Consider the following 20938-nt stretch of genomic DNA (forward strand, 5'->3'; position numbering starts at 1 on the left):
AATCGATACGGATCGTAAGATCAATCGGTGTTCACTCCACGAGGAACATTCACGAGCCGCGGCCCTCTTCAATGCAGACATCTGACCGCGGGATCTGTTGGAAACTCGGACTCCGTGGAAGTGGCACTTTGTCAGGAGCTTTCAAATGCCCATGATCACCGCGAACAAAATCAATGTGGGATCAACCAGCGCGTGCCTCGCTCGCTCTGCCCCCACTGACGATCCGATCAGACTTAAAATGGAAATCAGGCACTTCGACGAGCGATCCAAAGAAGGACCTCGGTCAAGGCGATCAAAGTGCTCAAGGCGATCAACACACAGGACATTGGATGAGCACACTTAAGTCTATGCCCAACACACCTTTCACAAACATAGCGATCATGAAGACCAAGATGATCAAAAAAAATTTTTGAGTGTTTTCGCTATTTGACAATCCGAAAAAAAAGCCACTTTGAACGCGGTTCCAGCGCGAATTCCCCTTGATGCAGCAGGGTGGAATTCGTTCGTTTGTTCCTGATTGAGGGGCGACCTGTGCGGCAAGTTCGCTTAGCGAGAACTCGCACACAGACGGTCCAGGTCGTCAAAGTACTGGGGGTACGTCTTCGACGTGCATTCGGGATCGGCGATCTTCACGCCGGGAACGCGAAGTCCGATCAGTGAAAAACTCATCGCCATCCGGTGATCGTCGTAGGTCGCCACGGTACCACCATGCAGCGTGCCGGGATGGATTGTCATTCCATCCTCATGCTCTTCGACCTGCAGGCCAAGCCCGCGCAGTTCGTTGACGACAGCCGTCACACGATCGGTCTCTTTCAGGCGCATGTGAGCGACGTTACGGATCCGCGTGGGGCCGCTGGCAAACGGAGCCACGCACGCCAGCGTCTGTGCCGTGTCGCTGATCGCGTTCATATCGACATCAATTCCCTGCAGCGTTCCGCCCGTGACGGTCACGCTGTCCGCGTTCCAATCGACGCGACAACCCATCTGTTCGAGGGCCTTAACAAAATGCACGTCGCCTTGCAGCGCCTTGGCATTCAAGCCGTTGACCGTGACCTTGCCACCCGTGACCGCCGCCAGTCCAAAAAAGTAACTCGCTGCAGACGCGTCAGGTTCAATATCGTAGTGCGTCGCTCGATAGGTCTGAGGGGCAATCTTGAAAGTGCCACGTTCGCTGCGATCCACCGTGACTCCAAAGTCCGACATGACTCCGATCGTCATATCGATGTACGGTTCAGAGACCATTTCCCCGGCCAGACGAATCGTGACGGGGCTGCTCGCACAGGGGGCGGCCATCAGCACGGCACTCAGAAACTGGCTCGAAACATTGGCATTAATCGTCGTCGTACCACCAGACAGCCCATTGCCGTTCAAAACGACGGGTGGGCAATCGTTGCCCAGTTCGCATTCCACGACGATCCCGAACTGTCGCAGCGAATCGATCAAATCGCCAATCGGCCGTTCCCGCATTCGTCGATTACCGTCGAGCCGAAAACGCCCCTGCCCCAAGGCACAAAGTGCGGTCAGGAAGCGGATACTCGTCCCGCTATTTTCCAGCCAGAGATCGGCTGCAGACGCGGGGGGGCGGCCATGACAGCCGGTGATCAGAACGGTGCAGTCCGCCGTGGACTGATCAACGGCCAGACCGAGTTTTCGCAAACTGTCGATCATGACCTGCGTGTCTCGACTGTCGAGCACCCCGGTCAGCGTCGATTCTCCCTGAGCCAATCCCGCAACGACGAGCGCCCGATTGGTCAGACTTTTCGAACCAGGGGGCCGGATCGATCCGTTGACGGGTCGACTGACAGGTAGAATTTCGCGAAAAGCAGTCATTTCGTAGCCAGATCCAGCAAGTGAAAAGTTCACAATCACGCCGGTGCCGAGTTTAACAGTTGTTACGGACAGACCGTCGAGATCCGCACGGTATCGGTCACAGCCAGCAATTTCCAGATTGCTCGCACTTTTGATGCGGTTCGCAAGGGCTGGACATCCCCGATCGACCTGAAGTTCGGCATGAATCGGGCCTTCGACCGAAAAATGTTGAGCTACACTGAAAGCAGAGATGGAACGGCATTCACGTTTGAAACCGATTGCAGACCGGGAACTGGCTCATTTTCCCGCAGTAAAGGGAAAGCCTACCGTAGCAGTCTGTTGAAGTAACGGGGACTGGCTCCGACCCGCTTAAGAAACGCCATGACATCGTCAATGCGAAGGAGCCTGTCCCCCTCTCTTCGGACTGTGAACGGTGACTCACGTTTGAAAAAGCCGCTCCTGTTAGCGGCCGAGGCGAAGAAACCATGAATTGTCTGAATTGCGGCGCTCCGATGGAGTTGGCCGAAAGTCGTACCGTCCTGACATGCGACTATTGCCGTTCGACTCGACGCTTGAACGCCCCCAGCGATGACCTGGACCGCGTCGTGTCACTCGACACACCCAGCGGAATCGACTGTCCGCGTTGCGACGTTGAATTGGTCGACGCGGCCATTGATGGCCGAAGCGTGAATCATTGCCCGGACTGCCGTGGCATCCTGATCGACGCCCCGGTCTTTGCCCAGGTTTCCTGGAGCCGCCGGGTCGCCTATCGCGGCCCCGAGATCGTCCCGCAACTCATCGATCCAGAAGCCTTGAAGCAGGTCATCGATTGCCCGAAGTGCGATCAGCAGATGGAAGTCCACCCCCACTACGGCCCCGGCCGCGCCGTCATTGATTCCTGCCACCGCTGCCATCTCGTCTGGTTGGACACGCTCGAACTGACCAACATCGAACGCACACCCGGCCGACGCCAGTAGACGGTTTTCAGGGTGCATGTCCCCAGAATATTCTTGCAGATTCACCCAACGACTTCATTCAGTCGGTCCCAATCATCGTCCGACCACAAGCTGACATGGCGGCGTAGCACGACATTCCGTCTTCATGGTATGCTCGCCGCGACCACTTTGAACACTTGCCAGTCGATCGGAATGGACGATTCATGAATCTGTCGGGATCGCGGCCTTCGCCGACGTTGGATGAATTGATTGCACTCAACTACGAGATTGCCGCACTCGTCAGGGCCGGCGTGCCTTTAGAGATTGGGCTGAGAAGTTCTTCCGATACCGACAGCCGGTTGACGCGCCTGTCGGGGCGGCTGTCTCAGCGGTTGACGGATGGCATGGGGTTGTCGGATGCCGTCGCACAAGAAGGACCGGCCGTCTCGCCCATCTACACGGCCGTGATCGAGGCAGGACTCGCATCCGGGCGACTGCCTGAAGCTCTGGAATCGCTCGCAGAGTCGGGCCAGATGATTCAGGAAACACGTCGCGCCGTGATCACCGCATCCATCTACCCTCTGATTTGCCTGTGTGTCGTGTACGGGTTGTTCTGTGGATTCATCACCTGGATGATCCCCATGCTGCTGAAGAGCGGCGACTTGATACCGGCGCGGGGTGTTCTCCGTCTGCTGCAACCGCTGTACGAACATCAGCGGTATTTTACGATGGTGATTCCATGCACCGTATTTGCCCTGGTGGTAATCATCGTCTTGTTAAGGAACGGACTGACGCGCGGATTGTGGAACTGGTTGCTCTCCTGCCGTTGGATCGTGGGACGAAGCCTGACCTGGGCCCAATTTACGGAACTTTTGGCGCTGCAGATCGAGCACCAAACGGCACTGCCACGTGCATTCGTGCTGGCAGCCGACTCGGTCGATGACGCACGCTGGCAACGCGAAGCCCGCCAAGTCAGTGAACAGCTTACAAACGGCGTACCACTGAAACAGGCACTCGACGCCGCGACATCATTGCCGCCGTTGATTCGCTGGATGCTCGCAACTGGCGAAAAACAGGGCAGCTTTGCCCAGACACTGCGATCACTCGGCGAGACTTATCGTCGGCGTTCCCTGCGGCGAGCTGCAATCGTGAAAGTGTGGCTTCCCGTGCTGATCACAATCTGCTTCACTGGAACCATCGGACTGGCTTACGGATTGGCGTTTGTCATTCCGCTTCGTGAGCTTTATGAGGGGTTGGCGCAGGAATGAACCAGGGATTGTGGCGGTTTGCGAAATGGATTGACCCGATTCCCGAATCGGCACGTGTCTCGCTCGGCGAAGGTGGAACACCTCTTGTTCGCTCGCGCCGAATCGGCCCCAGCGTCGGGCTGAAGAACCTTTACTTCAAACTTGAGTTCACCAATCCCACCGGGTCGTACAAAGATCGATTTGCCTGTGCGGCGATCTCGGACATGGTCGCTAACGGCAAAACCGAATGCATCGCAACCTCCAGCGGCAACACCGGCGCGGCACTCGCCGCGTACTGTGCGGTCGCAGGTATCACATGCGAAATCGCAATCGTCGAGAAAGCCCCTGAAGGCAAGTTGCGACAGATGCTGGCGTACGGAGCCAAGCTCTATCGGGTTCGCGGATTCGGGGTCGACAGCCGCACGTCCGATCGCGTCATCGAATGCCTCAAACTGCTCAGCGGTCGGCCGCAGGCGCAGATGCAGATCAGCGCATTCGCCTATAGCCCGATCGGGATGAGCGGTGTGTACAGTATTTCACACGAACTGGTGGAACAGATCACCGATCCGATCGATCACGTGTTCTGCATGGCGGGCGGTGGCGGGTTCGTCTTGGCGATCGCACGCGGGTTTGAGCAACTGCTTTCAACGGGACAGATCTCTCGACGCCCTAAAGTGGAATGTGTCCAGCCGGCCGGAAACAACACCATCGCCGGACCGCTGAAATCGGGACTGAACGTTTGCCAGACAGTCGAATGCACCACCCGAATTAGTGGCCTTCAGGTCCCGCAAATCATCGACGGAAACGAGGTCATTGCCGCATGTCGGTTGGGCGGTGGCACCGGACATGTGGTTTCCGATGAATCGATCTTCGAAGCCCAGTCTCGCCTGGCACTGGAAGAGGGACTCTTTTCCGAACCCGCGGGCTCGACCGCCGTGGCCGGCGTCTTGCAGGCGGCACGTCAGGGATTAATTGATCCCCACGCGAACATTGTGTGTGTCATCAGCGGTTCCGGATTCAAAGATCCCAGTTCACTGGAAGCGATGACGCGACACGCCAGTTGTCCCACAATCGAACTGGCGGAACTGGAACAACGCGTCGCGGATCACAAGTAAGCCCCGCCGAATCGGACGATCCCCTGCGAATTCGCGGCGTCCATGTTATGATTCTCGTAGCGTTCGTTTGCCGCTTGTGGAAATCACGGAAACTGGTCTGCCAGATCCTTTGATTGCGATGGCGGGCTCCGCACTGCGGAACCTGTCGCTACGATTTTCATCCGCGGCGAAATGTTCGTTGTGAATCCGTCAGTTTCGAGTTGCCCTGGAATTACGTCCAGTATGTCTGATACCACCGCTTCGGCTGTCCCACCATCCAATCCGTCGTCGACCGATCTGCTCCCTCGTGTGGGTAGTGGAATCAACTACGAGCGATTTCTCGACTGCGTCCATTGCGGGCTCTGTACGGCCTCGTGCCCAACCTACTTGGAAACGGGTAACGAGAACGACAGTCCACGTGGACGCATTTACCTGATGCGCGCCGTGACGGACGGACGGCTTGAGCTGACGCACAACGTGAAAGAGCATCTCGATCTGTGTCTTGATTGCCGCAGTTGCGAGACCGCTTGTCCGTCGGGCGTTCAGTACGGCCGCTTGATTGAGCCGTTCCGGGTCGAAATGCAGCAGCGGGCCGCCAAACTTTCGAAGTCGGGCGGGTCGTACGACTGGTTCCAGCAATGGATCCTGTATGGCCTGTTCCCCTATCCTGGCCGTCTGCGCTGGGCACTGGCCCCCGCGAAGATCATGCAGGTTCTGAAGCTGGACAAGCTGGCGGAACGGATCGGGTTGACGAAACTCTTGCCGGAACGGCTGCAGCGGATGCAACGCCTGTTGCCACCGCTCAAACGTCGCGAACGGCGACTGCCAGAATTCCTCCCGGCAATCGGCCCACGACGTGCGCGTGTCGCGCTATTCACGGGGTGCGTTGCCGAAGCGATGTTCCATCACGTGAACTGGGCAACGGCCCGTGTATTACAGGCCAACGGCTGCGACGTGGTGATTCCACGGACGCAGGCCTGTTGCGGAGCAATCCACTACCACAGTGGTGCCGGTCAACCCGCACTCGATCTGGCACGACAGAATGCCAACGCCTTCGGTGCCGAGGATCTCGATGCCGTGATCGTCAATGTCGCGGGCTGCGGATCGATGCTCAAGGACTATGGGCACCTCGCCGACGAAGTTCCCTCGAACGATCCGCACACGGTTCCGCTGCTCGAAAAATTTGCCGGAAAGATCAAAGACATCTCGGAGTTTCTGGCGGCACTCGGCCCGATCGCCCCGAAAGGCGAAGTCCGAATGAAGGCGACGTATCACGACGCTTGCCATTTGTGCCACGCTCAGAAGATTCGCGAACAACCCCGCGATCTGTTGGCACTCGTTCCCGGCCTGGAACTTGTGCCGCTGGCCGAATCAGAAATCTGCTGCGGGGCGGCGGGCAGCTATAACTTGACCGAAGGTGAGATGGCCGACCGTCTGGCCGACCGGAAGCTCAAAAATATTCTCGCGACAGGGGCTGAAACGGTCATTATGGGCAACGCCGGATGCTCGCTCCAGATTCAGGCCGCGCTGCGAAAAGCTGAAAGCCTGATTTGGGTTGCGCACCCCATGGAAATCCTCGATTTGAGCTATTCCGGGCAAGACTGGCATGCTCAAGCGCCAGTGAAAAGCTGACGAGTATATTGGCGTTTGCTTGAATGCTGGGTGGTCTTGGCAGTTTAGCGAACCTGACTGCGACAATACCGCGTAAAGCGATTGTAAGCGGAGTGCCGTTCGTTCCTGGCCGATGAATTCCGAAGTCAATTGTGCGTGAAGCCATTCGTGGTTTCCGAAACGGAATTCGGATCAGGAAGTGAGCCCTCAAAATGCCAGATCAGAACATCATGCAGATGATCGATTACATCGCACACGAAGTGTTGATGTGGATTGGATTCGGAACTCTCGTTGGCTTGGCAGCCAAAGCATTGATGCCGGGGCGCGATCCAGGCGGTGCCATTGGAACGACATTGATGGGTGTGGTGGGCAGCTTGATCGGCTGCAGCATGTTGTTGCTGATTGACACCAGCTTTAAGATTACTCCGATCAGTCCACTCGGCTTTCTCGCGGGAACATCGGGCGCGTTCGTCCTGCTGTTCTTCTTCCGGCTGCTGTCGAATTCGTACATCGCGGAACCCGTCGATGGACAAATCAACGGCAGGCCTGGTACTGCTGTGACGACGTACTATCGCAGACGGCGTCGTGCCGCTTGATGAACGGTTTCGTAACTCCGGCGTAACCCGCAATCGCAACTCGACGTCCAACAGCAGGGTCGAACGACTTTTAAAAGTCGCTCGACCCTTGTTCGTTGACGATTTGTCGACGGTCCAATCATGCCATCGGATCTCGTGACAAGAATCTCCTAGCCGTGGCGTCCGCAAGTGGGGAACGGCATACTGTCGGGAAGCTCGTGAACGGCTGTTTTTGTCAGACTGATGGATGAACCGTTCATGGCGTTACCTCGCGACTGTACCGCTAAAGGAAACTCTATGATCGATTGGAAATGGACGGCACTGATCGTTCTGGCCGGAACCGTATTGCCCCTGTCGGCGGCGGACCTCAATGACCTGACCACCGTTGGATCAACACCGACAAAGGTGGTTGGCGACTGCAAATTTACCGAAGGTCCCGCATTCAGCCCCAAGGGCTTTCTGCTGTTCAGCGACATTCCCAATTCGCGCATCGTAAGGCTCGACGCCGATGGTTCGACCAGCGAATTTCTGAGTCCCTCGGGTAAAGCCAATGGGCTGGTCTTCGACGCCGCCGGGCACCTTTATGCCTGCCAGGGTGGATCACGACGCGTGGTCAAGATCGCCATCCAAGATGGCAAGATTGAAGCCCTCGCGGATCGTTTCGACGGCCAACCGCTCAACAGTCCGAATGACCTGGCACTTGACGGAAAAGGTGGATTGTACTTCACCGATCCTCGGTACGGGGCGGACATGAAGATCGATCAGTCCTGTATGGGCGTTTACTATGTCGACGCGTCCGGCAAGACCACACGCGTCATCGATTCCCTGAAGCGGCCCAATGGGATTCTCGTCTCGATCGACGGCAAGTCCCTTTACGTCGCCGAACCCAACGAACGTCAGCTCTGGCAATATCAAATCACCGCCCCTGGGAAACTGAGCGCGGGCAAGATCATCTTTACCGGCGATGCCACCAAGGATGGCGGCGGCCCTGATGGGATGTGTCTCGATCAGCACGGTAATATTTATACGACGTACAACGGCATCGTCGTTTTGAGCCCTGCAGGTGAACTGATCGGGCGCATTGACGTACCGGAACATCCGGCAAACTGCACATTCGGCGGTGCGGATGGCAAGACGCTGTATATCACGGCCCGTACAAGCCTGTACTCCCTGCCCATGAAGGTCGCGGGAGCGCCACTCGCTGAACGAGGCCCCAGCCCGGCCCCACAAGTCAGTCGCCGCCAGTCGTTCCGAGGTGCGATGCATCTGACGCAAGACAAAAACGCCGGCGACGACGCCAAGGAAGTGGAAATCAAAGGTATCAAGCTGTTGATTCCCGCGAACTGGAAACCAGAAAAGCCCTCTAACAATCTGCGGCTGGCCCAGTACAAGCCACCCGCAGCCGACGGAGACAAACCCACGGCAGAGCTAGTGGTTTCGTCATTTGGCGGTGACGGCGGTGGTGTCGATCAAAACCTAAAACGGTGGAATGACCAATTTACGAGCGAAGGTCGGAAGATCAAGCTGACAACCGGCGATTGCCCGCAAGGAAAGTACACATTAAGTGATATCAGCGGCACCTATCTGCAATCGAGCGGCGGCCCGTTTGCCGGTGGAAAAAAAACGCCGATGCCCGAATATCGTTCGCTGAGCGTCGTGCTGCTGGTTCCAGATGAAGGCGCCTACTTTCTGCGTTTCACAGGTCCGGAAAAGACGATCACGGCGTGCGCTGAAGCTTTCCGAAAATCATTCGGAGCCGATGCCGCTAAGGAAACCGAATACGTTCTGAAGTAGCAGAACCTTCACGTGTCGGCACGGGGTGAACGGACATACCACCTTCGGCACGTGAAGCGTTGCCACTGACACAGTCTGGAAACTCGAAAAGGGGTGAGGGCATCCGATGATGTCCTCACCCCAGATCTTGCGCGGCCAACTCGAGGCTTTTCAGCCTGAGATGACGCCTCGATCAACTCACTGCGAGCAGGCCCGTGAGCCAGCTCGCGCGATTCGCAACTCTGTTAGAACAGAGTCGTTGTGGCACTAGCTACCGCAGGCACAGACGGGACATTCGCAGGCAGTGCACGAGCAACCATTCGCATCACAAGTGGCGCATTCGCAGGCGCCCGCATTGCTTGGTGCAGCGACACTCGCCGCAGCGGGAGCACAGCAGGCGAGAGTGCCTTTGGCAAGTGAAACGGTGTAGGACGGAACTGATGCCGCAGAAACGGTTGCCGCCGAGCAGCCACAGCTTCCGCATTCACAGGTGTCGCACGAACAGACGCCTCCGCTGCAGTCAGGACACTTGCAGTCGACGCATCCGCAGGCCGCCTTGGATTTCGCAGGGCTATTGTCCGCACCGGCGAACGCGAAGGTGAATGTCAGGCCCAAGGCAAGAATCAGAAACGCCGCAGAAACAACAAAATTCTTCATGGCTAAACTCCAAACTGAAAACATTGAGAATGAAACGAGATCGAATCGAGGAATGTTCGATCGGCTCATTCTCGCCATTGACAGAGAAGCGCCAGCAGAGGCGGTCCTGAGGGACGCGCGACTCGTACGGTCGCATCGCACGGACGTTCATCGCCACCCCGCACGATGGTCTCAAAGGGCAACCAAAGTGCCCATCCAAGATCGAGCGATGTCGGCGGGCCGTCTGCTTTCGACGGAATTGGTTGAGGCGCCGCCTTCACACAACACGAACACGGCGGTTTCACAAGATTCTTGTTCGCGGATCGTTGGGCACAACAAGTCTTCGATTTCGCAGTGCGTGCCGAGGGCTTGACGATTCTCGCGTGGCAACAGTTCGGTTTGACCTCAGCAGGCTTCGTGCAACAGCACGACGTCGCATTCGCCAGCACCGGATTGACGGCGATCGCGAACATGCACAGCAGAGTCAAGAAAGTTCGAAAGTTCCACATCATGTTACGTTTGCGTTGAGTCGCTACCTTGTAAGGCATTCAAGATCGGGCAACCGACGATCGAACCATCACCATGGCATTGGTTGATCAGCGACTGCAGTCCTTCACGCATGCGCTGGAGATCGGCGATTTTTTCGTCGATCTCCGCGACTTTCTTCCGGGCCTGCTGTCGGACTTCTGTTCTTGGCGTCGAAACATCCGTCCGTATTTCCAGCAGGCTTTTGATTTCCTTCAGCGTAAAACCAAGCTCTTTGGCGCGGCGAATAAAACGCAAGACCTGAACTGTCTGAGCGTCATATTGCCGATATCCTGAACTTTTGCGTTCCGGTTCCTCCAGCAACCCCTGCCGCTCGTAAAACCGAACCGTCTCAACTCCGACACCGCCACGCTTGGCGAGTTCTCCAATACTGAGCGTCATCATCAAGTTGTCTCCGCGGGTCATTATGCGCTCCGTACTATACTACGGAGTCAACGGTAAAAATCCGAGAAGGGCCAAATTCTGGAAACGCCGTGAATTCGTCACCGGGTGCATCCCGTGGTGCAATTCCCACCGTCGAACGGTTGCCCTGATGGACAACAGCGCGTTAAGAACAGTTCCGAAAGAGTTTGCGTGAGTTCCGTCCTAACCAGCCCAGCATCATCAGGTGATCGTGACCATTCCAAACAAATCCGAAATCGAAGGACCGGCGACGCTCGAGCTTCCCGCAGGCGGCGCGGCGCCATCTCGCCTGGTTTCTGTTGACGCCTATCGTGGCTGGGTGATGCTGTTGATGATGGCCGAAGTTCTCAGGCTGAGGGACGTCGCGAAAGCGCTTCCCGAAAGTCGTCTCTGGGCCTTTCTCGCACAGCAGCAGTCACACGTGACGTGGGTCGGATGTGTGTTACACGACATGATTCAGCCGTCGTTTTCGTTTCTGGTCGGCGTCGCACTTCCGTTGTCGCTAAGGCGGCGATCCCTTTCGGGCCAACCACTTTGGCAACGCACCGCTCACGCGGCCTGGCGTTCCCTGGTCCTGATTCTGCTTGGAGTTTTTCTGCGTTCAACCCATTCGACGCAAACCCGATGGACGTTCGAAGACACGCTCTCGCAGATTGGCTTGGGGTATCTGTTTCTTTATCTGTTGTCGCTCTGCTCCAGGCGCGCCCAGTGGGCGGCCCTGATTTCCATTCTCGTTGGATACTGGTTGTTCTTCGCGCTCTATCCGCTACCGGGAGCGGATTTTGACTGGGCCAAGATTAAGGGAGACCCCAATTCCCCGTCACACTTGAGTGGATTTGCGGCGCACTGGAATTTGAATACGAATCCAGCCTGGGCATTCGACACGTGGTTCCTGAATTTGTTCCCCCGACAGGCCCCTTTTACGCACAACGGTGGCGGCTATTCAACGCTGAATTTCATTCCGACACTGGCCACGATGATCCTGGGGCTTCTGGCCGGTGGTGTCATCGTGAGTGACCGTTCAACGAGATTCAAATTGATCTGGTTGGTCAGCGCGGGGCTGATTGGGCTGGCGAGCGGTCTGATCTTGGACGCGGCGGGACTTTGCCCAATCGTGAAGAAAATCTGGACCCCCAGTTGGGTGCTGTTTAGCGGCGGCTGGTGCTTTTTGATTCTGGCCGCATGGTATGCGGTGGTGGATGTCGCAAAGTGGCAGAGTTGGGCGTTCGTCTTTGTCGTCGTGGGAATGAACTCGATCGCAGCCTACTTGATTTCACACCTGTGGGACGACTTCATCGCACGCGCTCTCAAGACCCATCTGGGTGAATCACTCTTCCAGATTGCGGGAGCCGCCTATCAACCACTCCTACTCGGCGCAGCGGTTCTCACCGTGGAGTGGCTCATTCTGTTGTGGATGTATCGCCGGAAGATTTTCTTGCGTGTTTGAGGCATCACACGTGTGAATCTCAAACCCAGGTCACGGCGTCGACAAATCTTCGGCGACGTGTCGAATCGATGCATATCGGATCGTGAAACCAATCAGCCGACACGTCGGTGCGGTCCTTTTAGATGCGCTCGCGGCCGATTCCTGATCCTGCTTGCGTCTTGTCATACCGGAATCTTCGGGTGGCTGAAGGGCATTGCCAAAACTTCGGGCCTTGCAGCGATTCGCTCGTCCAGGCCCTGGCTTCCGACCCAGATTTTGAATCCAGACAACGCACGGGTTAATCATTTCCGCCACTTGCGGTTTCTGCCTCAAGAAGACTCAACGGAATCTTGAGCGTTCAAGGAGCTGCCAGTGGATACGTCGCCACACATCGCGTTAATCGCTCCGCCGTGGGCCGTCATGTGGGTGCTGGCAATCGCGATCTATTCCATCCTCAAAGGGCTTGTCTTTTGCATCGCTGACCGGCAAGACATCCCCGTTTGGCGACAGGCGGCATTTCTGTTCGCATGGCCTGGAATGGATTCCAATTCGTTTATGGTCGAAACGTGCGGCTTGGATCAACGTCCGACTGCCATCGAGTTCCTGTTCGCCGTCGCGAAGCTTTTCATCGGACTTGCCATGCTACTGGGGGCGGTCCCCAAAGCGGTGACATTCAATGACAATTTGCTCGGTTGGATTGGGATGATCGGAATTGCTCTGTCACTGCACTTTGGCTTGTTTCACCTGTTGTCGTGCATCTGGAGATCCTGTGGAATCTGTGCGACTGCGATCATGAACTGGCCGATTTGTGCGGTGAGTCTCAGTGATTTCTGGGGACGACGATGGAACTTGGCATTTCGCGATTTGACCTATCAATTCATCTATCGGCCGTTGTCTCGTCGAATCGGAACGAGGCTCTCACTGATGGTGGGATTTCTGGCCAGCGGATTGGTGCATGACTTCGTGATTTCGGTTCCTGCCCAGGATGGGTACGGCGGCCCAACCTGCTACTTCGTACTGCAAGGGCTGGGAATTGGGTTTGAAAAGAGTTCATTTGGGCGAGCGATCGGACTTGGCCGAGGCGTCAGAGGACGCCTGTTTTGCGCAGCGACCGTCCTCTTGCCTAGTGGATACTTGTTTCATCCGGCGTTCATCAGCCGAGTGATTATTCCGTTTCTCACCTGCCGCTGAAAAACGACAAACTGGCTCTGCCTCGAACAGAAACGAGATGAACTCGCCTTCGTCGAGAGACATCCCCACTCGATGGAATCATTTGCTTGCAAAATAAGAGGATCATCCGATGAAGATTGAGCTGTCGAATGCAATCTACTTGATCGGGATTGGACAATTCGGCGTCCTGTTCGCATCCGCCCTGGTCCCGCTTCGACTCGACTGGAAACAATCGCTCGCAAGCCTGCCTCCATTAATGCGGCAGTTGTTCTGGGTTTCCGGCGGCTATGTCGTGCTTTCCATTGTCAGCCTCGGACTCATTTGAATATCGAACGCTGACGAGTTGGCTCAATCCAGTCCGCTGGCTCGCGCAATCTGCATTTACGGAGTTGTGTTCTGGGGAATCCGCCTGGCACTTCAGCCAATTCTCGCGGCCAAGCCCTTTTTGACCACTTGGTGGCTCTATGGGGGATACCACTTCCTGACACTCCTCTTCCTATCCTTCGTGGCGGTTTATGCCTGGGCATTGATTCGCCTGTCCATTTGACGGCGTGACGAGCGCTGGAATCGCGCTGGAATATCCAAAATCCGTCACCGCACAATCATAAGTCAATTGAATTTCACCTTCAGACACACTTCAATAAGGGTCGATGTGATCACAAGTTCATTAAGCGGTTGATTGCTCGAAACATCATTCACATCTCGGTCAACGGATAAAAAATCCATTCTTTCGCGTTGATTGAGTTCAGAATCTCGCCTCAGAAGACAACAAGTTCGTCTAACAGCGCAATGGTCTGACTGTCTCTGTCGTCGATTTCAACGGACGATTCGCACGCTTTTGTGTCCGTCGTCCTGCACCTCTACCGCGTGAGGAGACTGAATTTCATGGCAACCGCAACTCGCCTCAACGCCATTGTTCGACGCCCCAAAACGCGACTGGCATTTACTCTGATTGAACTTCTCGTCGTCATCGCCATCATTGCGGTGCTGATTGCGTTATTGTTGCCAGCCGTGCAACAAGCCCGCGAAGCCGCACGTCGAACTCAGTGTCGTAACAATCTCAAGCAGATCGGCCTGGCGTTTCACAACTATGAAAATACGGTCCGCCAGTTTCCACCCGCCTATGTGTTGCTGATCGGTCCCATTCTAAGCAGCATGGGCAGCGGAATCGTCGCCCCGTATGACGATCTGAACATCCATGGTTACACCGAGTTCATTCTTCCCTACCTGGATCAGACTAATGTCTATAACGCGATCAACTTTTCGGCCCCCTACTCGTCCCCAGTCAATCTCAGCTTTGCGGGATTACCGAACTACACCGCGAACAATCAGGCCGCGATCAAGTCCGTGATCCCCGCCTTCGTCTGCCCTTCAACGGCTCGAACGGAGAATCCGATTACGATCACGACAACCGCATTAGGTCCCCCATTGACCTGGGTTACCGGCGCGATGGACTACAGTCCGTTCGGCGGCGCGCTGGGTGCCTACTGGAACACTTACGTCCAGCCAACAACCGGCAGTGTTCCCCGCACAGGCATCCTGTCGGATGGCAATCCTACCGTTCGAGTCGGCGACATAACGGACGGCACGTCCAACACGTTGATCCTGTTCGAACTTGCTGGCCGCAATGACCTGTTTCGTAAGAACAAGCTCGTCACGATCAATGGAACCCAAGGCGGCGGCTGGGCCGACCTTTCGAATTTCGAAAACTGGCTAGCCGGAAGTTTGCTCGACGGAACAGGTACCGAGGGCCCCTGCGTCGTGAACTGCACCAATGAGAGCGGACGGGGCATGTACAGCTTCCATACTGGAGGTGTCACGATGCTGATGGCGGACGGTTCGGTTCGATTCGTCTCGGAGAACATCAATTCGGTGACTCTGTTCCGACTGGGTGCCTTTCAAGACGGCGGAATCGTCGGGGCATTCTGAGCGGGCCACACCAATTTGTCTTCGACTGGCTGTAGTTGTCATTGATGGCGATACCAGAAGATCGCTCGCGATCGATTGAGCGACGGGGCGTCAGGTCGCTTGGCCTTCACCATATCATGGCGTTTTTGAATCGGAATGAAGCCAGTCCCCGTGATTTCAACCGACAATTTAAAGTGAGCCGTTATGCGAGAACCGCGGTACAGCATTCGGTGGGCGTCCATCACTTCGCGACTCTTGCTCATCAGCGCCCTGTGTGCGGGCTGCGGAAGAATGTCGGATGCGGACAGGTTGAAAAAACTGATCCCCAATGCACAGCAGACAACGCGCGTTTCTGGAAAAGTGCTGGTTGACGGCAAGCCCGTGAAAGATCTGTTCGTCTATCTCAATCCCGCAGACGCAGCGGGGAGCGCTGGAACGACAAGCTCGAAAGCACAGTGCCTGGAAGATGGCCATTTTGACATCGGGACATACCTTGGACACGACGGGGCGCCGAAAGGAACGTATAAAGTCACGATGCAGTGGCTGAAGCATAACGATTTGGGAAATCGCTGGAGTGGTCCTGACCAGTTGAAGGGTCTCTACGGTGATCCTGTAAAGTCGGAATTCACAATCGAAGTCAAAGACGCGCCGATCACCGATCTCACGTATGAACTGAAGATCGCCGGACGCACTGGGATGAGCGACAACAAAGGAAGTAAAAAAGTCGGACCAATCGACGGGAAGGCCGCCAAGCGATAGCTCTTGTGGCCCCTTCGAGGACATGCGTCATCTTCCTTGGCGATCGCATTTCCTGATGGAATTCTGCCCCGGCCACCCACCATTGTTGCCCTTGCGAAAATCGAAGGCCGTTCGATGACAGCCGGTTTCCATTGATCGCCGACCCCGCCTGGATTGTTTCGCAACATCCGGGAATCGCCGATCACCTATACTTCTCTTCTTTGAGAGGTATACTTCGATGAGCCTCTGGACGCGTTGACCGTCTCCTTGGATGGGAAGGTCTGCGTTCGCGAGCAGGGGCCGTCCTACGAGGAAATCACGCATGAGTCATCCGCGAACTCGTCCGTCTCGAATTGAGTCTCGCTCGCGGAACGGGTGGTGGCTGCTGATCCTGCTGGCCGCATTTTCGCCCGATTTCACGATCCGATCTTTCTGTCTGGCGGCCGAACCCGAAGAAACGGCGCCCGTTCCGCCTGAAAATGCCGATCCCAAAGCCCTGCAAAAGATCATTCGTGATCTATTTGGTGGTCGCAATCCAGGTGGTCGATTACGGCCCACAAGACAGCCGAACGAACAAGAATCCAGAAACCCGCGCGGCATGCGCGACCCAATCGATAACCGTGCGCCGCGCGATGTCAAAGTGGAACAACTGTTGACGGTCGCGGATCAGGCGATTCAGCAGAAGAACTGGAAGTCGGCGGTCGATGCGTATCAGCGATTGCTGGACCTGCCCGAAGATTCGCTGCATCGCTCGAGCGAAGGAAAGTGGCAGTCTGTCCGCCAAACCGTCAATGATCGATTTCGAAGCCTGCCCGAAGCGACTCTGGCAGAATATCGCGCGCAATTCGGAGGATTGGCCAATCAGCAATTGATGGCCGCCCGGCGAAGCGGCCGAACGGCAGACTTCGTCAGTGTCGCGACCCGCTTCTTTCATACTCAAGCAGGTTACGAAGCCGCGCAGTACCTGGCCTGTCAGCACTTTGACCGATCGGAATACGAACTAGCGGCAATCTGGTTTACTCAACTGGCGGCATCGCCGACAGCCATGACGCGTCAAGACCCCTGGCTGCTGAACGCCGCATCCGCTCTGGCCCGCGCGGGCGACCGAAACGGGGCCATGGCCTTGCTCGAACGGATGTCACAGGGCACATCCACCATGGTCTCTCTTGGTTCGGGCAACATCAAAGCGTCCGATTGGATCAGCCGGCTGGATTCTGAACCGCCACGATCCCCGGGCTCGATCGAAGATTGGACCCACATTTACGGGACCGCTTCGCGACTCGGTAAGGCCGTCGGTGGTGATGCCCTGTTGTCACCCAACTGGACCTTGCCACTGACATCCAGCCATGCTGTACGCGGACTGCTGAAATGGTTGCTTCATGATTTGCAGGATCAGCAGCGAGCTTTGATCCTGGCCGGACAGCCGTTGGCCGTCGACGGAAAGGTGCTGTACCGCGACTTGCGAGGAATCCGTTGCATCGACATTAATACGGGACACACCTTGTGGGAAGGTGTTGAGGGTGTGTCCGCCGAACGAATTCTGGGTGGGTTTCCTTCACAGCAGATTGATCCTCAGGAAGTCTGGCGCGGGCAGGCAAATCCGTTTCAGAATTCGAATGAATACCAGGGAGCGTCCGCCGAATTCAGCCCCCTGACGAGTCTCCTTTTTCGCGATGGCACTTATGGCCTGCTCAGTAGTGATGGACACCAGTTGTTCGTCATCGAAGACCACGGAATTCTGTCGGCCCGGCATCCGGGTCAACAGTGGGGCTGGGACGGAAACAACGAACCGCAAGACCCATTCGGAGTTCCCTGGAAAACGAACCGGCTCGTCTCGTACGACTTGCGTACGGGAAAGGCGCTATGGAGCCTTGGAGGCAGCGAATCGCACGAGTCGTTTGATCTGCCACTGGCCGGATCCTATTTCTATGGAACGCCTGCCATCGATGGCAACGAGATGTTCGCGGTCGTTGGCAAGGCCGACGAAGTCCGACTCTGGGCGCTCGATCGCGCCACGGGAACTCCCCTCTGGTCGCAATTAATTGGTTATTCCGACACAAAGATCGATCAGGATCTCACGCGACGCTGGATCGCATCGCAAGTGGCCGTTGGCAATGGTGTGATCGTCTGTCCGACGACCGTGGGGTGGCTGGTGGCCATCGATCGTCTGCGACAATCGGTCATGTGGGCGTATCGCTATGCACCGCGAACGAACGGCAGTCCCGTGGACCGCGAGTCAGGAACGGCATTGTTGCCACAACGCGACCTGAGCGGAACGTGGAGCCCCTCGGCACCGATCATTAGCGGCAATCACATCCTGTTCACGCCGCAGGACGAACCCCAGATCTTTTGCCTGAATGTCACGGACGGACGATTGATCTGGAGCAAACCCAAAGAGCGTGGCGTCTATCTGGCCGGTGTCTTCCAGGAATTGGTGCTTGTAGTCGGCGAATCGAACGTGACCGCATATCACATCGACGATGGACGGACAGTCTGGGTCTTGCAAATTGATGAGGGAATTCGACCTTCGGGACGTGGTATCGCAGTCGATGACCGATACTACTTGCCGCTTAGCAGCGGGGCGTTGCAATCGATCGACTTGAACTCGGGAAAAGTCGCGACGCAGTCGTTCGTCGGGTCTCAGCAGTCGGCGCTCGGCAATCTGGTCATGCACCACGGAAAGCTGTTGTCGCTTAGCCCGCACGGCCTGTCCGCGTTCGCTCAACGGGATGCCGTTCTGGCTGAAATCAATCAGCGGCTGACTCGCGATCAGGACGATCCCTGGGCGCTGTTGCGATCGAGCGAAATTCAGTTGCTCAATCGTCACTATGCCGATGCGTTACCACTGCTGCGCAAAATTCCGAAGGAACGACTCTCACCGCCTGAACAGGAACGGTATCAAGCGGCATTAATCGAATGCCTCTCGACACTCATTCAAGAAAACGTGTCGAGCCGAACGTCAGAATTGGATGAGCTTGGGCATCTGGCCTCGTCGGCGGACGATCAGCTTTTGTTCCATGAGCTGACTGCAAAAAAGCTCCTGAAGGATCAGCAGCCGATTCCGGCCTTCGAAATGTTCGTTCGTCTCGCTAAAGACGGCGATGACGATTCCATGACTCGGGGCGACGATCGAAGCGTTTCCGTGCGCCGACGGGCGTGGCTTAGCGGCCGACTTTCCGAAATCTGGACGATGGCGTCAAAGGCCGACCGGGCAACACTGGATCAACTCGTGACCACGGAAGTGGAAACTGCCATACAAGCCGGCGGCGACACCTGCGACCGCATCGGAAAACTGTTCGCGTTTCACCCTGCCGCGGTTCGAGCGATCGAGGCGTCTGTCGAGTCACTGATTCTGGCGAACAAATCAGGGCAGGCCCGCATTGTCCTGCAGCAACTGATTGAACATCCGGATGCGAACATTGCAGCGCAGGCCACCGATCGGCTGGCAAGGTTGATGATGCAGTGCCATCAAGCCGCCGATGCGGCCTTTTATTTTCGGCGTCTGGAATCGAAATTTGAAAACGTGGTAGTCCGCGACGGACTGACGGGGGCCGAACTAGCGGCTCGCGCACGTGCGGATCATTCGGCAGATTTTGAACCGAGACCAACCGGCGTTGCCTGGACGTCGAATCGTTTGAAGCTGGAACAGTCGGTCATGATGTATAGCCAGCCTTCGCACGATGTGGCGCTGGATTCCCGGTTGCCCTATTTCCAGCGTTTATCCCTTGAATCGTTTCAAAGCGACCAGCGGCTGGCTTTAGAGTCGCTGGCAACGGGACGATTGGACTGGATGATTCCCCTTCGCAGTGCCGTCCGAGCCGCCGATGATGGAAATCTGACGACGCGACTGATCGGCCACCAGATGTTCTTCGTGAGTCGTGGTGTGCTGCACGCCGTGTCCCCACTCGACAAACAGGTCTTGTGGACCAAGACTCTGGACGGTCACGTCGATGGAAGTTCGCCATTCCGGAACGACGGCCGCCCATCGATCACACCGATGATCGCGCCCGGTCGCGACGAAATGTCACAGATGATGCTGTTGCAGCGGGCCTACTCCACCGGCCCTTTGGCGGTTGTTCAGCCGCACTATCTGTGTATTCAGGGCCGTCGATCGCTTTCCGTGCTCGATCCCCAAACAGGACGCGAGGTCTGGAAACTGGATGGACTACCCATGAATTCGCAGGTCGTCGGAACAAGCGAAGTCTTGTTTACGATGATTCCGGGAAAGAACGATGTGCTGGCCTATCGCGCCCTGGATGGCAAGCCGCTGCTGGTTCCCAATTTGCAAAAACTGCTCAGCCAGACATTGCTGACGCACGGTTCGTCATTGCTGTTGATCAAAGCCGGAAAGCCCTCGGCCCTCAGTGCCTTAGGAATCCGGCTTTCAGGCGGCCCACAGATTTCGCTTCAGCTTCATGATCCCGTCAAAGACAAAACCATCTGGCAAATTGACGACCTGCCTGGGGGAAGTCGCATCAGTCCGCTTGATGACGAAGAAGTCGTTGTTGCACGGCCAGACGGTCGAGTCCAACGGATTGAAGTGGCGACCGGCACCGTGACTGCATTGGAAGGAGTTCCAGACGACATCGAGAAATCAGCGAAGCGAGGACCAGCAACGGACAAATATCTGCTGGCGGACAACGATCGCATCTATCTGATTGCCAATTCCGCCGAAAGCATTATCGATTCCTCTGAAGAGAGCATCGAATCAATCCGCGTGCATGGCACGGTGTCGGCATGGAGCCGTCACGACAACCGATTCTTGTGGCAGCGAAGCGTCGCACATCACAATCTGGTCGTCGATCGTTTCGCATCCATGCCCGTATTTCTGTTCCTGTCGCGGAAATGGAAGCCTCGACAACGATTGGACGTTGGCTACTTGAATGTGACGGCGATCCACAAGCAGTCGGGCGAACTTCTGATCGATTCAAAGTTCCCTTCAGGCCACAGTGGATTTCATGCGCTCGCCATCCACGTCGACGATCCGTCGATTGAGTTGCGGTCGTACAACGCCAGGATCAGACTGTTGCCCACGATGGATGCGGGCGATCCTCAAAAGAACGAGTGA

16 protein-coding genes are annotated in these 20938 nt (G+C 56.4%); 13 read left to right on the plus strand and 3 right to left on the minus strand.

Going from position 1 to position 20938, the window contains the following annotated elements:
- Positions 1–546 precede the first annotated feature (546 nt).
- Positions 547–1830 carry a 3-phosphoshikimate 1-carboxyvinyltransferase gene (aroA, locus tag OSO_RS0113300; protein ID WP_010583780.1) on the minus strand — a complete coding sequence of 428 codons (1284 nt, stop codon included), beginning with the start codon at positions 1828–1830 and terminating at the stop codon, positions 547–549.
- A gap of 464 nt (positions 1831–2294) precedes the next feature.
- Here aroA and OSO_RS47905 point away from each other — a divergent pair, with 464 nt between their 5' ends.
- The 6 genes from OSO_RS47905 (at position 2295) to OSO_RS47910 (ending at position 9065) form a co-directional block, all read left to right on the plus strand.
- A complete protein-coding gene (locus tag OSO_RS47905) occupies positions 2295–2786 on the plus strand; it encodes a TFIIB-type zinc ribbon-containing protein (protein ID WP_010583781.1) in 492 nt (163 codons plus the stop codon).
- Between the two features lie 182 nt (positions 2787–2968).
- The gene (locus tag OSO_RS0113320) at positions 2969–4012 is read left to right on the plus strand and encodes a type II secretion system F family protein (RefSeq protein WP_010583782.1); all 1044 of its coding nucleotides are present in this window, start codon (positions 2969–2971) and stop codon (positions 4010–4012) included.
- Positions 4009–5106, plus strand: a complete 1098-nt coding sequence (locus tag OSO_RS0113325; protein ID WP_010583783.1) for a pyridoxal-phosphate dependent enzyme — start codon at positions 4009–4011, stop codon at positions 5104–5106. Before OSO_RS0113320 ends, OSO_RS0113325 begins: the two co-directional genes overlap by 4 nt.
- A gap of 222 nt (positions 5107–5328) precedes the next feature.
- The gene (locus tag OSO_RS0113335; protein WP_010583784.1) at positions 5329–6717 is read left to right on the plus strand and encodes a (Fe-S)-binding protein; all 1389 of its coding nucleotides are present in this window, start codon (positions 5329–5331) and stop codon (positions 6715–6717) included.
- A gap of 191 nt (positions 6718–6908) precedes the next feature.
- Entirely contained in the window at positions 6909–7292 is a 384-nt protein-coding gene (locus OSO_RS0113340) for a GlsB/YeaQ/YmgE family stress response membrane protein (RefSeq protein ID WP_010583785.1), read from the plus strand.
- Between the two features lie 276 nt (positions 7293–7568).
- Complete coding sequence (locus OSO_RS47910; RefSeq protein WP_010583786.1) at positions 7569–9065, plus strand: SMP-30/gluconolactonase/LRE family protein; 1497 nt, start codon at positions 7569–7571, stop codon at positions 9063–9065.
- A gap of 246 nt (positions 9066–9311) precedes the next feature.
- Here the strand turns inward: OSO_RS47910 and OSO_RS50795 are convergent, their stop codons facing one another.
- Together OSO_RS50795 and OSO_RS0113360 are read right to left on the minus strand one after the other, a co-directional pair.
- Positions 9312–9701, minus strand: a complete 390-nt coding sequence (locus OSO_RS50795) for a hypothetical protein (RefSeq protein ID WP_157605176.1) — start codon at positions 9699–9701, stop codon at positions 9312–9314.
- A 492-nt stretch (positions 9702–10193) separates the two neighbouring features.
- Positions 10194–10631, minus strand: coding sequence for a MerR family transcriptional regulator (locus OSO_RS0113360; RefSeq protein ID WP_010583789.1), 438 nt, complete (start codon positions 10629–10631; stop codon positions 10194–10196).
- 202 nt (positions 10632–10833) lie between these two features.
- Here OSO_RS0113360 and OSO_RS0113365 point away from each other — a divergent pair, with 202 nt between their 5' ends.
- The 7 genes from OSO_RS0113365 to OSO_RS0113415 all read left to right on the plus strand — a co-directional run bounded on the left by OSO_RS0113365 (position 10834) and on the right by OSO_RS0113415 (position 20938).
- Positions 10834–12075 carry an acyltransferase family protein gene (locus OSO_RS0113365; RefSeq protein ID WP_010583790.1) on the plus strand — a complete coding sequence of 414 codons (1242 nt, stop codon included), beginning with the start codon at positions 10834–10836 and terminating at the stop codon, positions 12073–12075.
- A gap of 351 nt (positions 12076–12426) precedes the next feature.
- On the plus strand, positions 12427–13245 hold the full coding sequence (locus OSO_RS0113375; RefSeq protein WP_010583792.1) for an MBOAT family protein: 819 nt from the start codon (positions 12427–12429) through the stop codon (positions 13243–13245).
- A gap of 109 nt (positions 13246–13354) precedes the next feature.
- Positions 13355–13549 (plus strand): hypothetical protein, encoded by a 195-nt coding sequence (locus tag OSO_RS0113380; protein ID WP_010583793.1) that lies wholly within the window; start codon positions 13355–13357, stop codon positions 13547–13549.
- Positions 13550–13567: 18 nt separating this feature from the next.
- Positions 13568–13771 carry a hypothetical protein gene (locus tag OSO_RS0113385; RefSeq protein WP_010583794.1) on the plus strand — a complete coding sequence of 68 codons (204 nt, stop codon included), beginning with the start codon at positions 13568–13570 and terminating at the stop codon, positions 13769–13771.
- A 338-nt stretch (positions 13772–14109) separates the two neighbouring features.
- Positions 14110–15153, plus strand: a complete 1044-nt coding sequence (locus tag OSO_RS0113395) for a DUF1559 domain-containing protein (protein ID WP_010583795.1) — start codon at positions 14110–14112, stop codon at positions 15151–15153.
- Positions 15154–15336: 183 nt separating this feature from the next.
- On the plus strand, positions 15337–15891 hold the full coding sequence (locus OSO_RS0113405; protein ID WP_157605177.1) for a hypothetical protein: 555 nt from the start codon (positions 15337–15339) through the stop codon (positions 15889–15891).
- 301 nt (positions 15892–16192) lie between these two features.
- Positions 16193–20938 carry a BamB-related PQQ repeat family beta-propellar protein gene (locus OSO_RS0113415; protein WP_010583797.1) on the plus strand — a complete coding sequence of 1582 codons (4746 nt, stop codon included), beginning with the start codon at positions 16193–16195 and terminating at the stop codon, positions 20936–20938.

The sequence above is a fragment of the Schlesneria paludicola DSM 18645 genome (assembly GCF_000255655.1).
GTDB lineage: Bacteria > Planctomycetota > Planctomycetia > Planctomycetales > Planctomycetaceae > Schlesneria > Schlesneria paludicola.

Excerpts from the sequence above, each read along its gene's own strand:
- aroA (WP_010583780.1), bottom strand. The coding sequence starts at position 1,830 with ATGACTGCTTTTCGCGAAATTCTACCTGTCAGTCGACCCGTCAACGGA.
- OSO_RS0113360 (WP_010583789.1), bottom strand. The coding sequence starts at position 10,631 with ATGACCCGCGGAGACAACTTGATGATGACGCTCAGTATTGGAGAACTC.
- OSO_RS0113380 (WP_010583793.1), top strand. The coding sequence starts at position 13,355 with ATGAAGATTGAGCTGTCGAATGCAATCTACTTGATCGGGATTGGACAA.
- OSO_RS0113405 (WP_157605177.1), top strand. The coding sequence starts at position 15,337 with ATGCGAGAACCGCGGTACAGCATTCGGTGGGCGTCCATCACTTCGCGA.
- OSO_RS0113415 (WP_010583797.1), top strand. The coding sequence starts at position 16,193 with ATGAGTCATCCGCGAACTCGTCCGTCTCGAATTGAGTCTCGCTCGCGG.
- OSO_RS47905 (WP_010583781.1), top strand. The coding sequence starts at position 2,295 with ATGAATTGTCTGAATTGCGGCGCTCCGATGGAGTTGGCCGAAAGTCGT.
- OSO_RS0113395 (WP_010583795.1), top strand. The coding sequence starts at position 14,110 with ATGGCAACCGCAACTCGCCTCAACGCCATTGTTCGACGCCCCAAAACG.
- OSO_RS0113335 (WP_010583784.1), top strand. The coding sequence starts at position 5,329 with ATGTCTGATACCACCGCTTCGGCTGTCCCACCATCCAATCCGTCGTCG.
- OSO_RS0113320 (WP_010583782.1), top strand. The coding sequence starts at position 2,969 with ATGAATCTGTCGGGATCGCGGCCTTCGCCGACGTTGGATGAATTGATT.
- OSO_RS0113325 (WP_010583783.1), top strand. The coding sequence starts at position 4,009 with ATGAACCAGGGATTGTGGCGGTTTGCGAAATGGATTGACCCGATTCCC.
- OSO_RS47910 (WP_010583786.1), top strand. The coding sequence starts at position 7,569 with ATGATCGATTGGAAATGGACGGCACTGATCGTTCTGGCCGGAACCGTA.
- OSO_RS50795 (WP_157605176.1), bottom strand. The coding sequence starts at position 9,701 with ATGAAGAATTTTGTTGTTTCTGCGGCGTTTCTGATTCTTGCCTTGGGC.
- OSO_RS0113340 (WP_010583785.1), top strand. The coding sequence starts at position 6,909 with ATGCCAGATCAGAACATCATGCAGATGATCGATTACATCGCACACGAA.